The sequence below is a fragment of the Actinomadura miaoliensis genome (assembly GCF_039536785.1).
Lineage (GTDB): Bacteria > Actinomycetota > Actinomycetes > Streptosporangiales > Streptosporangiaceae > Spirillospora > Spirillospora miaoliensis.
In genome coordinates, this window is record NZ_BAAAZG010000016.1 from 1 (window position 1) to 13,949 (window position 13,949).

The 13,949-nt window shown below is 69.7% G+C and carries 14 protein-coding genes; 7 read left to right on the plus strand and 7 right to left on the minus strand.

The genetic code is table 11. The features are described from left to right. Nucleotides 1–456: SRPBCC family protein (locus ABD811_RS12575; protein ID WP_344945680.1), on the minus strand; the 456-nt coding region annotated here is incomplete at its 3' end. A gap of 306 nt (nt 457–762) precedes the next feature. Then, nucleotides 763–1,506 (minus strand): GbsR/MarR family transcriptional regulator, encoded by a 744-nt coding sequence (locus ABD811_RS12580; RefSeq protein ID WP_344945684.1) that lies wholly within the window; start codon nt 1,504–1,506, stop codon nt 763–765. 409 nt (nt 1,507–1,915) lie between these two features. On the opposite strand from ABD811_RS12580, the gene ABD811_RS12585 reads away from it, so the two are divergent. Both ABD811_RS12585 and ABD811_RS12590 read left to right on the plus strand, forming a co-directional pair. Further along, nucleotides 1,916–2,968 carry a serine hydrolase domain-containing protein gene (locus ABD811_RS12585; protein ID WP_344945686.1) on the plus strand — a complete coding sequence of 351 codons (1,053 nt, stop codon included), beginning with the start codon at nt 1,916–1,918 and terminating at the stop codon, nt 2,966–2,968. A 439-nt stretch (nt 2,969–3,407) separates the two neighbouring features. After that, nucleotides 3,408–3,797 carry a recombinase family protein gene (locus ABD811_RS12590; protein ID WP_344945689.1) on the plus strand — a complete coding sequence of 130 codons (390 nt, stop codon included), beginning with the start codon at nt 3,408–3,410 and terminating at the stop codon, nt 3,795–3,797. A gap of 212 nt (nt 3,798–4,009) precedes the next feature. Here the strand turns inward: ABD811_RS12590 and ABD811_RS12595 are convergent, their stop codons facing one another. Continuing rightward, nucleotides 4,010–4,567 carry an SRPBCC family protein gene (locus tag ABD811_RS12595; RefSeq protein ID WP_344945692.1) on the minus strand — a complete coding sequence of 186 codons (558 nt, stop codon included), beginning with the start codon at nt 4,565–4,567 and terminating at the stop codon, nt 4,010–4,012. Between the two features lie 173 nt (nt 4,568–4,740). Between ABD811_RS12595 and ABD811_RS12600 the strand changes: the two genes are divergently transcribed. Then, nucleotides 4,741–5,862: a DUF6461 domain-containing protein gene (locus ABD811_RS12600; protein WP_344945695.1), complete on the plus strand. Its 1,122-nt coding sequence runs from the start codon at nt 4,741–4,743 to the stop codon at nt 5,860–5,862. 96 nt (nt 5,863–5,958) lie between these two features. Here ABD811_RS12600 and ABD811_RS12605 read toward each other — a convergent pair whose 3' ends face one another. Continuing rightward, nucleotides 5,959–6,921: an alpha/beta hydrolase gene (locus ABD811_RS12605; RefSeq protein ID WP_344945698.1), complete on the minus strand. Its 963-nt coding sequence runs from the start codon at nt 6,919–6,921 to the stop codon at nt 5,959–5,961. Between the two features lie 49 nt (nt 6,922–6,970). After that, a complete protein-coding gene (locus tag ABD811_RS12610) occupies nt 6,971–7,939 on the minus strand; it encodes a threonine ammonia-lyase (protein ID WP_344945701.1) in 969 nt (322 codons plus the stop codon). A 101-nt stretch (nt 7,940–8,040) separates the two neighbouring features. On the opposite strand from ABD811_RS12610, the gene ABD811_RS12615 reads away from it, so the two are divergent. Together ABD811_RS12615 and ABD811_RS12620 are read left to right on the plus strand one after the other, a co-directional pair. Then, nucleotides 8,041–8,556 carry an Lrp/AsnC family transcriptional regulator gene (locus ABD811_RS12615; protein ID WP_344945704.1) on the plus strand — a complete coding sequence of 172 codons (516 nt, stop codon included), beginning with the start codon at nt 8,041–8,043 and terminating at the stop codon, nt 8,554–8,556. 358 nt (nt 8,557–8,914) lie between these two features. Beyond that, entirely contained in the window at nt 8,915–10,111 is a 1,197-nt protein-coding gene (locus ABD811_RS12620) for an erythromycin esterase family protein (protein WP_344945706.1), read from the plus strand. On the opposite strand, the gene ABD811_RS12625 is transcribed toward ABD811_RS12620, so the two are convergent. Then, a complete protein-coding gene (locus ABD811_RS12625) occupies nt 10,089–10,643 on the minus strand; it encodes a CGNR zinc finger domain-containing protein (protein ID WP_344945708.1) in 555 nt (184 codons plus the stop codon). The genes ABD811_RS12620 and ABD811_RS12625 overlap by 23 nt on opposite strands. 26 nt (nt 10,644–10,669) lie before the next feature. Here ABD811_RS12625 and ABD811_RS12630 point away from each other — a divergent pair, with 26 nt between their 5' ends. Both ABD811_RS12630 and ABD811_RS12635 read left to right on the plus strand, forming a co-directional pair. Continuing rightward, the gene (locus ABD811_RS12630) at nt 10,670–11,155 is read left to right on the plus strand and encodes a GNAT family N-acetyltransferase (RefSeq protein WP_344945711.1); all 486 of its coding nucleotides are present in this window, start codon (nt 10,670–10,672) and stop codon (nt 11,153–11,155) included. Nucleotides 11,156–11,335: 180 nt separating this feature from the next. Next, on the plus strand, nt 11,336–12,577 hold the full coding sequence (locus ABD811_RS12635; RefSeq protein ID WP_344945713.1) for an MFS transporter: 1,242 nt from the start codon (nt 11,336–11,338) through the stop codon (nt 12,575–12,577). Nucleotides 12,578–12,821: 244 nt separating this feature from the next. On the opposite strand, the gene ABD811_RS12640 is transcribed toward ABD811_RS12635, so the two are convergent. Then, a complete protein-coding gene (locus ABD811_RS12640) occupies nt 12,822–13,853 on the minus strand; it encodes a saccharopine dehydrogenase family protein (RefSeq protein ID WP_344945715.1) in 1,032 nt (343 codons plus the stop codon). Between the last annotated feature and the right edge of the window lie 96 nt (nt 13,854–13,949).

Sequence of the window (13,949 nt, forward strand, 5' to 3'; positions counted from 1 at the left end):
GTCGAGCAGGCGTTCCGCGACGTCGAGACACAGGTGCCAGCCCGCCGCCGCCTTCGGCGCCCAGTCGCGCTCCTTGACGGTGTGCTGCAGGACCAGACGGGCGCCCGACGATGTGGCGGTCAACTCCCAACGCAGCAGGTCCGTTCCCATGCTGTATTCCAAGAGCGTCGGCCGCTCCGCGTGGATGACCATGCTCGCCAGTTCCTCCGCACCCTCTTCGTCGATCATCGTCAGGACGATGCCACCGGGGCTGCCCAGGTCGCGATCCGCGGTGTACGGCGCCCATTGGCGCAGTTGCGCCGGATCGGTCAGTGCCCTCCACACCTTCTCCGGTGGATGGGACAGGTCGCGGACGAACACCAGCGTCCACCCGTCGTCGGTGGCGCGGCACTCGACCTTCGCAAGCGGGCTCGACTGAAAGGCGTCGTTCTCCATGACTTGGGGGTCGACCAGCATCGGAACGAAAAGTCGCGTTAGGCGAGCGTCTCAGCTGATGTTGGCGTGACTTTTCGTTCCGTGCAGTCCAGCCTCTTGTTCTGGCCCCGGCGCGGCCGAACAGGCGCGCTGCCGGGCGGGGTGCGGGATACACACCTACCCGTGACGTCGAAGAACCCCGTTTCGGCGTGTCGGTAAGAGCGCTGTTACCAGCCGCCACCTGTGCGACGGAACTCGTCCGACCGGCCGTCGCCGAGGTTGACTCTGAAGCCGGTCGGCTTGGTACGAGCATCTGCTCTGTCGCCTGACGGCGGTTCGTGGTCGGGCTCAAGGCCTTCTGGCGGCGGGGGCTGGGTCCGACTGGGAAACCGCCGAGCGGTCCCCGGTTGCTTGTCTGGCGATATAGGCCTGCTGCCACTGCTCGGCGGCTTGGAGCATGGCGTGGCCGACGTGCTCAAAGAAGTCGCCGATGTCCCGTAGCCGGACTCCGGCGGGCGAGGTTGTGCCGAGTATTTCAGCTCCTTTCCGGGCGAAGTCGGACAGCAGGGCGTTCTGGCGGGCGCTGGCCATCCAACCTCGGAACCAGGCATCGGCGTCGATGACATAGCGGTCGCGCCGTCGGCGGGGGTCGCGTTCGCGGCGGATCAACTCTTGCTGTTCGAGTTCGCCGATGGCCTTGGAGATGGAGGCGGGGCTGACCTGAAGGTGCTGGGCGAGCTCGGCCGCGGTGAGACTGCCGCTGTCGGTGAGGTAGAGGCCAGCGAGCACGCGAGCGGTCATGCGCGACAACCCGGTGCTGACCATGATCGCGGCGAATTCTTCCTCCAAATCGCTGACCGCCCGGGAGCCCCGTGCCGTAGGAGCCGGTCTGCTCCTGCGAGCGCGTTCCCGGGTATCTCGGTGCGCCTGGTCGGCTTGGTAGCCGTCGGGACCGCCGTTCCGGGCCACTTCTCGGGTGATGGTGGACAGCGGCCGGCCCAGGCGAGTGGCGATCTCGGTGTGGGTTAGGCCCTCGGCCAGTCCGTCGGCGATCTGCTGCCGCTCGTGACGGGTGAGCCTGCCTCCGGGCATGGGCGATGCCTTCCTGTTCGTGCGGGCGCGGATGGTGACAGTCTTGCGTTCGCCCTACCTCATTGCAAGTCTCACTTGCTTGCATTCATGCTCATACTCATTGCAAGTTAAGCAGATTCCCGGGTCAGCTTCCCGAACCTTACCTTCATGATCTTTGACAGAATCGCGAATGCAAGTTAGCTTTCGTCTGTCGCGAATGTTGGCGATCGCGTCGAGACCCACGGGTTCGGCGTGCGGAAACCCCGTTGCCGCCTCGCACCCGGCGGCCTGTTGCTCCACGACCCTGAAAGGAATCGACGTGATCGCATCAATGTCAGCCAAGGCGGGACTGCTCATCGCCGCAGCGATCGCAGCGACGGCTCTCCCCGCATCCGCGGCACCGGCTCCTGGGCATTCCGAGGTGCAGCGCGTGCTCGATCAGGCGGTGGCCACCAAGAGCGCCCCCGGCATCGTCACCGAGCTCCGCGACGGCCAGCGCGCCTGGTTCGGCTCTGCGGGCGTGTCCGACACCCGGACCGGCCGCAAGCGCCAGCAGCAGGAGCGATTCCGCATCGGCAGCGCCACCAAGGCCTTCACCGCCACCGTGGTCCTCAAGCTGGTGGCCGAGGGCAGGCTGAGCCTGGACGACACCCTGGACACGTGGCTGCCCGGCCTGTTCGACGGCACCGGCTACGACGCCAGCAAGATCACCATCAGGCAGTTGCTCAACCAGACCAGTGGCATCTACGCCTACACCAATGACGAGGAGTTCTTCGCCAAGGGAAAGGGCGAGGCGTGGTTCGAGCACCGTTACGAGACCTACACCCCCCAACAGCTGGTGAAGATCGCTCTGGCGCATCCGCCCACCGGCGAGCCCGGCGAGCACTTCCGCTACTCCAACACCAACTACATCCTCGCCGCGATGATCGTCGAGAAGGCCACCGGGAGGACCTTCGAGCAGGAACTCACCAGGACCGTCATCCGTCCCCTGGGCCTGACCGGCACTTCCCTGCCCGGCACCGACCCCAGGATCCCGGGCCCCCACCCCGTGCACTACTCCGTCCTGTTCTCCCAGGACCCCCAGCCCGAGATCTACGACGCCACGGAGATGAACCAGTCCGTCGCCTGGACCGCTGGCGGCATCATCTCCACCACGACCGACCTCAACCGGTTCTTCACCGCCCTGCTGGGCGGGCATATCCTGCCGGCCGCACAGCTGAGGGAGATGCTCACCACCGTCCCCACCGACGGATCGGGCTGGATCCCCGGCACCAGATACGGGCTGGGCGTCTTCGAGCAGAAGCTGCCGTGCGGCGTGAGCGTCTGGGGCAACGGCGGCGCCACCTACGGTTCCTGGACCTACGCCATGGGAAGCCGCGACGGCTGGCACCGTGTCGCCAGCCAGGTCAACGGCGACTGGACGCCGCTGAGCACCTTCACCGACGTGCTCTCCGCCGAGTTCTGCCCGGCCACGACCCAATAGCCATGACCATGACGCAGCACTTCGAGGGCGGACGAGGAAAGCCGCCCCCGAAGTGCGGAAGGCGGCGATGCCGGAAAAGTGGTTTCTAATATCAGGAGGCGGCCATGGCGCGGAGTGCTGATCGCCGCCCAGGCGCTTGCTCGCCAAGGGCAGCGGCTGGCCGAGGCCCGGCGCGTCCGGCAGGACGGTATCAACCGCCAGATCCTACGGTCATTCGACGCCGACGTCGCCGTCCTCACCATCCGCCGCACCCCAAGCTCGGAGTAACTGCTCCTCCAGGCGGTGTAACGCCTTCGAATGCTGCACCGGGGGCTGTTCCGTTAGGGGATCGTCTACCGGATCAGCAGACGGCCGGAGTGGAGTCGCAGGTCGAGGTGTTCCGTAAGGCTGTTCCGGTTCATGTGCCGGTGCTGGGGGGCTATCCGGAACACTGGAGGGCATGAGCGGGCCCCGTGTCGGCTACGCCCGCTGCTCCACTGACGAACATGACGTGATGATCCAGACCGAGCAACTGCTCGCGATCGGCGTCCCACAGGACCGGATCTACATCGACCGCGGGTTCTCCGGCACCACCCGCCGCAACCGGGCCGGACTCGAACGGGCGCTCGCCGCCGTCTGGGACGGCAGCGTGTTCACCGTCACCAAGTTCGACCGGTTCGCGCGCAACATGGCGGAGGCGAACCAGATTCTCACCGACCTGTCCGTCCGCGGCGTGCTGTTCGGCCTGGGCGGCAGTTGCCAGCGCACCTGGGAGCACAGCATCCCCAAGAGCGCCAAGGACTCCGGCCCTCGAATCAGCATCCAGTACCGCCCAAGAGGCGTCCGCTGACAGACCCCGAACGCGATATCTCTCACCAGTCACCGCCACCGGCCCGCCCCTCTGAACGGCTTGCACGCGACCAAAGGGAACGCCGCATCGGTCACCTTGCCCACCTGACGACCGCCGGACGGTCCACCGCCGACCCGCAGACCAGGTCATGCCAGGTCACCAGTCCGCTCGCGCGGCGGCGGGCCCACCGTAGAGCGGCGGCCTGGCGCGGACTAGGTGAGGTGATCGGGCAGTCCGGTGTTCGGGATGTCGAGCCTGTCGCAGTAGGCCGTGTTCAGTTCGTTCCAGCCATAGTTGACCGCGTCGGCGCCGCGAATGGGCGCGATGGGAGCCCCGTCGAGCAGGCGTTCCGCGACGTCGAGACACAGGTGCCAGCCCGCCGCCGCCTTCGGTGCCCAGTCGCGCTCCTTGACGGTGTGCTGGAGGACCAGACGGGTGCCCGACGGTGTGGCGGTCAGCTCCCAACGCAGCAGGTCCGTTCCCATGCTGTATTCCAACAGCGTCGGCCGGTCAGCGCGGATGACCGTGGCCGCCACTTCCCCCGCACCCCCGTCGTCGATCATCGTCAGGACGACGTCACCGGGCCTGCCCAGATCGCGGTCGGCGGCGTAGGGCGCCCATTGGCGCAGTTGCGCCGGATCGGTCAACGCCCTCCACACCTTCTCCGGCGGATGGGACAGGTCGCGGACGAACACCAGCGTCCACCCGTCGTCGGTGGCGCGGCACTCGACCTTCGCGAGCGGGCTCGACTGAAAGGCGTCGTTCTCCATGGCTCCTCCCGGATGCGACTGACGACACAGCGAGCGGCGCCGTCGAGACGAGACGAATATTCCTCTTAAGGAATATTCCAGTCAAGTTATTTAAGGCGGACTGTGACTCCCGGCGGGCGCGGCGGCGTCCACGGCCTCATTTCAGTGTCGGTGGCGAGTGATAGACGTCCAGCATGGAGGGGTGGCCTGCGACAGACGCGTTCGACTGGATCGACGAGACGTCCCTCGGCGTGGCGGCGTGCGTCACCTTCATCGAGGACGACGATGTGGAGCGCGTCGCCGCCGCGTTCGGCGGCCGCATGGACCACGCCCTGCGCGTCGAGGGAGTCCGGCCGCTCGGTGAGGCGCTGGTCGCCGCCGAACGGATGTCCGGCGGCGGGCCGCACACCGGGCTGCCGGTGGCGCTGTTCGTCCGCCGAGGCGGCTGGGTCGTCGCCCTCGAGGCCAACGGCGCCCAAGGCATCCGCGCCGAAGCCCTGACCCGGGCCTCGCGTGACTCCCGGGCGGTCAGCGTGTTCTGGAACGTCAACATGCTCACCCATTTCGCATTCGCCGAGCGCGGGCGGGTGCTGGCGGACTTCTCGGACGGCGCCCTGGGATCCGTGCACGGCGCCGACCCCGGTCGCATCGACGCGGCGCTCGCAGGGATCAGCTGGGACAACAAGGTCAGCGCCATGTTCGCGCTGGCCGCCCGGCTCACCGGGCAGGTGTGCACGCCCGAGTGGCTGAACGGAGAGTTCGTCGCCGTTCCGCTGGTGCCGTGGCCGCGCCGCGACGCCGACGGGCGGCTCCTGCTTCCCGAACTGGACGGGGCGCTGGGCGACGCGCTCCGCACAGCCGGCGAAGCGACGCTGCGACGGGCGGCTCTGGCCGCGGCCGAGCACGCCGTGACCGTCGCGGGCATCGCCGACCATCCGGTGATCGCCGAGGCTCTCTCGGCCTGGCCGCAACGGCCCGCGCTCCTGGAGCGGATGGCGCGATCGGTGGGTTCACAGCCGGCTCGCCTCAGCCCCAAGCCCATGCCGGCACGCGGTGCGGGCCACGGAACGGCGCACAGAGCGCGGCCCGTCGATGCCGAGGCGATGCGTAGCCTGCGCGGATATCCGGATGGCGTGTCCTATTCGGAACCGGGGCATGCCATGGCGGTCCAGGCGCTCGTCCAGGCGACGGAACCGGTCGCTCCCGCGATCGCGGCGTACCGGGCGATCAGGTACGCCGACGAGGCGCGGCGGGACTTGGGACAGGGCGTCACGGAGCTACGCGAAGTCGTGCTGCGGGCATTCACGGACTCCTAGCCGTACCTGCATGCGCACAGGCGGGGGTGGCGCAAGCTGCCGGGGGATGGCTGCCGCGGGTGAGGAGCCAGGCGAGGGCGACTTGGTGTTTTCGCCTCACGCGGTGAGGGAGGCCCGCAGGAACTCGAGGATCTCCGCCTGGGCGGCCCCCGCCTGCGGTTCCACTCCTGGCAGGGTGAGGAACGCGTGCCGCGCTCCCGGATACTCGGTGAGTCGCACGGACGTCCCGGCCACCCGCAGCCGCTCGGCGTAGCGGCGGCCATGGTCGGCGACCGCGTCCTGGGTCGGCACCACGACCAGCGCGGGGGCGAGCCCACTCAGGTCGTCCGCGTACAGCGGCGAGAATGCGCGGGCGTCGGTTCCCGGGGGCACGGCGAGCCGCTGCAAGAGCCGTAGCTGCGGCAGGGCGAGGGTCGGGCTGTAGGCGTGCTCGGCCATGGAGGGGTAGTCGTACATCGTCTCGGTCACGTCGACTACGGGGTTGACCATCACCTGCGCCTTGAGCGGCATGCCGGCCTCCCGGGCCCGGATGGCCGTCAGGGCGCTGATCAGCGCGCCGAAGCTCTCGCCGAACACGGCCGTGCGCGTCGGATCGATGCCCCACTGCGAGGCGTGCCGCATCACGTGCTGGAGCACGTCCCAGCCGTCGTCGGCGGCGTTCGCGAGCGGGCTGTCCGGGGCGACGAGGCGGTGCTCGACCGAGACGACGAGCGCGGGCAGCCGGGCGGCGAGGTGGCTGTTGGTCCAGTCGCACTGCACCGCCGTGCCCACGAAACCACCTCCGTGGACATGGACCACGAGTGGCAGGCCGGTCCGGACGGCGGCCTCACCGTCGCCCGTCGACACCGGCCGGTACACCCGGACCGGGAGGTCGCGGCCCGGCAGCGCGATGTCCTGCCACTCGATCGCGGCCCCGGGATCTGGATCCCCAAGGATCGCCCGCGCCGCGCCGGACGCGCGCCAGCCGTTCTCCGCAGCGCGGTAGGCGATCAGTTCCTCGGTCGTGATCGCCGAGAAGTCCGGCTCCGGGGGCCGATTCACAGCAGTGGTCTCGCTCATGTCTTCTCCTTGTTGTTCAGAAAGTCGTGCGTCCGGCGGAACTCGACGTTCACGCGGGGCACGTGAGCCGGGCCGCCAGCTCCCTGACCTGTTCGGGACGCGGGTTGGCGCCGGTCAGCACCGTCGCCAATCGGTCGCCGGCGACCGCACCCTCGGCGATCGCCGCCAGGCCCGCCGCCCCCGCCGGTTCCAGGACGATCCCGAGCGTGCGCGCCGCCACTTCCATGGCGGCGGCGATGGCCTCGTCCGGCACCAGGACGATCTCGTCCACCAGGACGCGGGCCCGCCGCACCGACGCCTCCAGCGGACCGCGCACCGCGATCCCGTCGGCGAACGTGCGAACACGGTCGAGGCGGACCACGCGGCCCGCGCGCAGGCTCTCCAGCATCGAGGGGGCGCCTTCGGCGTTGACCCCCACGATCCGGGTGCCGGGAGCGTGCTCCTTCATCCAGCGCCCCACGCCGTTGATCAGCGCACCGTCGCCGACGGGGAGCACGACGGCGTCGAAGCCCGGCTCACCTGCGTCGCGGGTCAATTCGAGTCCGATCGTTCCGGCGCCCTCGGCGATCGCCGCCTGCAGACCGTCCTGCAGGTAGACGCGGTCAGGATGGCGTTGGGCGTGGGCGGCTGCGGCCTTGCGTGCCGACGAACCGTCCGGCCCGGCCTCGACGACCCGGGCGCCGAAGGTCTCCATCCGCTCCCGCTTGGCGGGGTTGACCGTCTCGGGAACGAACACCTCGACCGGCATCCCGCGGGCCCGTCCCGCGTAGGCGACGGCCTGCCCGAAGTTGCCCGAGCTGGCGCATACCACCGGCGTGCCGGGGGCGAGTGTGCTCAGCATCAGATCGGCGCCCCGGCCCTTGAAGCTGCGCACCGGGTTGGCCGTCTCCAGCTTCACCGTCACCGTGCGGCCGCCCAGCGCCCGGCACAACTGCTCGTCGAGGTATTGCGGGGTGTTGAGGAACACCGGGTCGATCACTCGCGTGGCCTGCTCGATCCGCGCCACGTCCAGGTCCATGCCTGTCGCCTTTCCTGAGCGGCTTGCCGACCCGGCCGACGCTATTCGAACTCCCGATCGAAGCGATTGAGAAATATCGCGCCGCGACGCAATAATCTTGCATGCCCGAAGCGCCGCCACCCCGCCTGGACGAGATCGACGCCCTGCTGCTGGACCTGCTCCAGCACGACGCCGGACGCACTCTGCACGACCTCGGGGAACAGATCGGGCTGTCACCGAGCGCCGTCCAGCGGCGGATCGCTCGCTACCGCAAGGACGGGCTCGTCACCAGGCAGGTCGCCGTCCTCGACCCGCACCGCCTCGGCCCCACCGTCCTGGCCACGGTCCTGGTGACCCTCGACCAGGAGTCCTTCGAGCACCACCGCGCCTTCTCCGAACGGATGCGCGCGGACCCGCAGGTCCAGCAGTGCTACCGGGTCGCAGGACCATGGAACTACGTGGTCGTCCTGGCCGCGCGGAGCATGCGCGAATGCGGCCGCCTCGGCGACCGCCTGTTCAAGGCCGACGACAACATCAGGCGTTACGAGACCCTGGTCGCCTTCGACACCATCAAGACCGGTCTGGCGCTCCCGCTACCCGCACCACAGTCCTCTCGACCACAAGACGGCCGGCCATAGCGGGAGACCCCGCCGGCACGATCTCGCGACGAGGCCGGGGGCTGCTGCGCCCACGGCTAACGCCTCAACCGCGACTGGCGTCGCCGCACCGAGGCGCCCGGGGGGCTGGCGAGTCGGTCGCCCAGCCGTTCAACACCGGCTCCATGCTGCGCGGCGCCGCCGCCTTCGGCGTCCATCCCTCTGGCGGCCGGCCGTGGCCGCCCCCGACCACCGCGGCGTCGGCAAGACCGCCCTGGGCAGCGGCCCCCGCCCCAGGTCTACCGGTCTGAGCCCTCCATCGCTTTGAAGGTTTTGTCGAGAGTTCCATCGAATATCGCTAGGAAGTTTCACTCGAAAGTTCAACGATAGCGTTGAATGCATGGCTACCAAGGACACCGCCCATGCCGTCGATGCCGCCGCCGTGATGAAACTGCTCCCGGCCCGGCCACGGGTGCTCGCCCTGGGCGAGCCCATTCATGGCGAGGACACTCTGCTGGGCCTGCGCAATGAGCTGTTCCGGCAGCTTGTCGAGCGGGAGGGGTACCGGTGGATCGCGATCGAGAGCGACTGCCTGATGGGCCTGGTCGTGGACGACTACGTCACCTCGGGAACGGGCAGCCTCGATGAGGTCATGGAGCGTGGATTCAGCCACGGGTGGGGCGCGTTCGCGGCCAACCGGGAACTCGTGCGCTGGATGCGTTCCTACAACGACGGCCGGCCCGCGTCCGAACGGCTGCGCTTCGCCGGGTTCGACGGCCCGCTGGAGATCACCGCCGCCGCAAGCCCCCGACAGGCCCTCACGACACTCCACGGCTACCTCGCAACCTTGGTGGACGCCGACCTGCTGCCCTGCACCACGGAAACCCTCGACCGCCTGCTCGGCGCCGACGACCGGTGGACCAATCCCGCCGCGATGATGGACCCGTCCCAATCCGTGGGGCAGTCGGCCGAGGCCAAGCAACTGCGGCTGCTCGCCGACGACCTGGTGGCCCTGCTCGACGCGCAAACCCCGCACCTGATCGAGGCGACCTCCCGGGACGACTGGGACCGGGCGCGCCTGTACGGGCGCACCGCCATCGGCCTGCTGCGCTACCACTACTGGATGGCCGACCCCTCACCAAGCCGCATGACGCGGCTGGTGAGCGCGCGGGACCAGATGATGGCCGCCAACCTCCTCGCCATCGCCGAACAGGGCCCGACGCTGGCCCACGCCCACAACGGCCATCTCCAGCGGCACAGGTCCACGATGCGGATGGGCGACGTGCTGGCGGAGTGGTGGGGCGCCGGCGCGATCGTCAGCGCACACCTGGGCCCGGAGTACGCCTTCCTGGCCACAGCCCTCGGCACGATCCACCACCACGGCGTGGCCACCCCGCCGTCCCACACCGTCGAAGGGCTCCTCTACACGTTCCCGGAGGACCACTACCTTGTCGACACCCGTCGGCTGGCCGCCGCCTTCGGCGACGCGCGGCCCGCCCCCCGCGTGTCCTCCTACTACGGCTACTCCCCGCTGGACCCGGTGCACCTGGCCGGAAGCGACGGGATCGTGTTCGTCAAGGACGTTCCGCAGAGCTAGGCTCCCTCGCCGGCAGGCCGGCTCGCGCGCGGTGCCGGCGGACCGCGTCGCGGTTGGCGCACTGCTGGGTGCAGTAACGCCGCCGTCCTGTGCGGGACGTGTCGGCGAAGATCGTGGTGCATTCGGTCACGGCGCACCGCTGGAGCCGGTGCATGCCCCGTCCCACCAGATGCAGCGCGGTACCGACCGAGATCAGCGAGAACAGTACGGAGCCGAGCGGCTGCCCGTCGTCGCGGTAGTGCAGATGCCAGCCCTCGCCGGCGTGGTCGGTCAGCCTCGGATGGGAGGCGGACTCCGCCAGCATCCGGTTGAGCAGCTCGGCGCGCTCGTGCTCGTCGGTGGCGTCGACGACCCTTTCCCACGCCGCCACCACGGTGCGGGCACGGTCCAGGTCCTGCGGCGTGACCGGGCACTCCAGCACAAGCCCGGCCGCGCGGCAGCGGTCCGCGAGCTCCTCGGCGCTCGCCGGGGGCCGGTTGGCCAGGTCCGCGGCCAGGTTCACGACCGCCTCGCCGTAAGGGTTGAGGTGCACAAGCCCATTACATCAGGCTGGTCGGCATGGGCACCGATCACCACACCGATGTACGGCAGGCCGTCGACGACGACGTCGCGGAGCTGGTACGCCTGCGGGCACTGCTGTTCGAGACCCTCGGCGGCGACTTCTTCAACCCGCCCTCGGCGGGCGACGACTGGCGCGACGCCCTCGCCCGTGTCCTGAAGGAGAAACTGACCGAGGACGACACGCGGATCCTGGTCGTGGACGGCGACAACGGTCTGGCCGCCTGCGGCATCGGCACCGTCGAGCAGTGGTTTCCCGGCCCGCACTCGCACAACGGACGCGTCGGACACGTGATCGGCATGGTCACCGATCCGGCGTACCGCCGACGCGGCCACGGCCGAGCGATCATGCACGGCCTGCTCGACTGGTTCCGGCAGCGTGACGTCGCCCGCGTGGACCTGTACGCCTCCACCGACGGCGCTCCGCTCTACCGCGACCTCGGCTTCGTCGACCACCCCGACCCGTCGCTGTACTGGCGTCCGTAACAGACCGCTGGACCACTCCCAAAGCCCTGGCAGAACGCTCGCAGCTGTTTCTCCCCGACGAATGCAGCGCTGCCCGATAGGGCCCCTCCCCCCTCCCCCGGACTCGGAGCGTGACATGCCCAAGGCACCCGCATCACCCTCGGCCGGCCCGGTGACATCACAGCCGAAGCAAGGAGCCGAATGAGCGTCGGCGGCCCGCGATACCGCTGGATCATCCTCGGCATCGCCACCTTCGCCCAGGCCGCCTCCGCCTTCTTCGTTCAGGGCATCGGGGCGATGGGCATCCACCTTCAACGTGACCTGAACCTGAGCACCAGCCAGCTGGGGCTGCTGCTGTCGGCGGCCCAGCTGGTCCCGTTGATCGGGTTGCTCGTGGCCGGGGAGCTGCTGGACCGTTACAACGAGCGCTGGGTCGTCGGGGTCGGCGCCTGCGTGGTGGCCGCGGGCCTGAGCATGGGGAGCATGGCGCCGGGATATCTGTCGCTGCTGCTCGTCCTGCTGATCGTCGGCGCCGGGTACAGCACCGTTCAGCCCGGCGGAAGCAAGTCGGTGGCGTCCTGGTTCGGCGCGTCCCAGCGAGGGTTCGCGATGGGCGTCCGCCAGGCGGGCCTGCCGCTGGGCGGCGCGCTGTCAGCGGCCCTGCTGCCCTTCCTCGCCGAGACGTTCGGGTGGCGGGTGACGCTGGTGGCCGGTGGCCTGGTCGCGCTGCTGGGAGCCGGTGTCTTCATGGGCTTGTACCGTCAGCCGCCCACCCCGCCCGTCCTCCACGACAGGCCGCCGCACGCCTCGCTCACATCGCGGCTCGGCGCCCGGCTGCGGATGCTCCGCCAACCGTCCATGGTGAAGATCATGTTGTCCGGGACGACCTTGATCTCGGTGCAGAGCGGCGTGCTCGTCCTGACCGTGCTGTATCTCCACGACACGACGTCTGTCGGAGCCGGTTCCGCAGCCCTCATCCTCGTGGCCGCCCAGGTGGCGGGCGTTGCCGGTCGCATCTGCCTGGCGGCCTGGAGCGACCGCGGGGCCGACCGCCACCCCACCGTCATGGCCTGCATGGCCGCCGTGATCGCGGGGATGACGGCGCTGATGACGCCCGCCGGGCAATCACCGCTGGTGGCGTGCCTCCTGTTCACCTGGCTCGGCTTCTTCGGCTTCGGCTGGTACGGCCCATGGGTCGCCTACGTGGCCGAATCGGCTCCACCCGCCAAGACGGGATTCGCTCTCGGCCTGGCCATGGCCGTCAACCAGATCGCCGTCATCCTCGCGCCGCCCGCGCTCGGCCTGCTCACCGATCTCACCGGCAGCTTCACACCAGCCTGGGGCCTCCTGTCCGCCATGACCGCAGTGGCCCTGACAGCCACTGCCCGCGCAGAACGCCTGAGCACCGGTCGAAAACGCCGCCACGAAACCGCTTCTCTCTAACGTGCCACAACACCTCTATCAACGGACGAGCGCAGGGTTGCCGTCTACGCGCCCAGGAGCGAGGCGCCTGGAAGGCCCGGGCGAACGAGCCCAGACCCGCGACGCCCCGCCGATCCGGATCGGCGGGGCGATCACCGCGACCGCCCGCGCCGCCGGGACGGGCGCTGGAACCGCGGCTTGGTTGCGGTGACGAAGACATGCCGCAACCACAGCCGCCCGGCGCGCAACGCGGGTGGTGGAGCCGCTACGAGCGCAGTTCCACGGAGATGTGCGGGGACAGCGCGCGGAGGAAGTCGGCGGCGTCGAAGATCTCGCCAGCGGAGGCGACGCCGACGGTCCTGGTCCGTCCGGTGAGGATGCGGTCGACCGCTTCCACCACCAGCGGGGCGGTGATGGCGTAGATGTCCTGGCCGCTTGCCACCGCGCGCCGTTCAGCGCCGCCGGAGCGCACGATGACGTCGACGAGGAAGGTCTGCGCGGATCGCCCCTGCTCGTCGGCCGGGGCTGGCGTCGGTGTGTCCGGGGCCGATACGTCCCTGGCCGCCTCGACCGTCATGTAGGTGCGCACTTCGGGGACTGACAGGTGGCTGGGGACGGTGACGACATCAGCCATCGTGAACTCGCCGATGACGGCCCGCGGCCCCATCGGGTCCGGGAAGGACCACTCCAGGGTGGGCGAGTCGTCATCGCGGTACTCCAGCCCCCCGTTCGTGTAGCGAACGCGTCGGCCGCCCCGCCGCTCCCGGGAGACCACGCCCGAGGCGCGCGTCCCGGCGGTGGGGTGCCAACCGCTCAGCCCGTACGCGATGTGCACCTCGTCGGCCGAAGTCCAGTCGCCCATCGCGGCGGTGGCCAGCAGGTCGCCGAGACCGCCGTAGAAGGCCATCGCGGGGACGATCACCGCTCCGGCGGCGCGGGCGCGGTCGGTGAAGTGCGCGAAGGTGTCGACGTTGGCCTCGATCTCGGCCGCCACGTCCACATAAGGGACCCCGGCGCGCAGTGCCGCCTCGATCACGGGGGCGGCCGTCGCGGCGAAGGGTCCGGCGCAGTTGATCACGGCCGCCGCACCGGCCAGTGCGCGGTCGAGCGAGTCCGGGTCGTCGACCGACGCCGGGCGCGCCTCCAGTCCGGATTCGGACTCCGCCAGCAGCTTCAGCTTGTCGGCGTCGCGGCCGGACAGGATCGGGACGAACCCGCGATCCCGCAGCTGCGCCACCACGAACCGGCCGGTGTGCCCGTATGCGCCGAACACCACCACCGTGGGCCCTGATCCCATGGGTTTCTCCCCCGTGCTCATATGACCTGCTGCGATCTGTCGTGAACATCCTGGCGAGGGCGGGCATCCCGCTGCGAGTGTCTGGAACGCCATGAT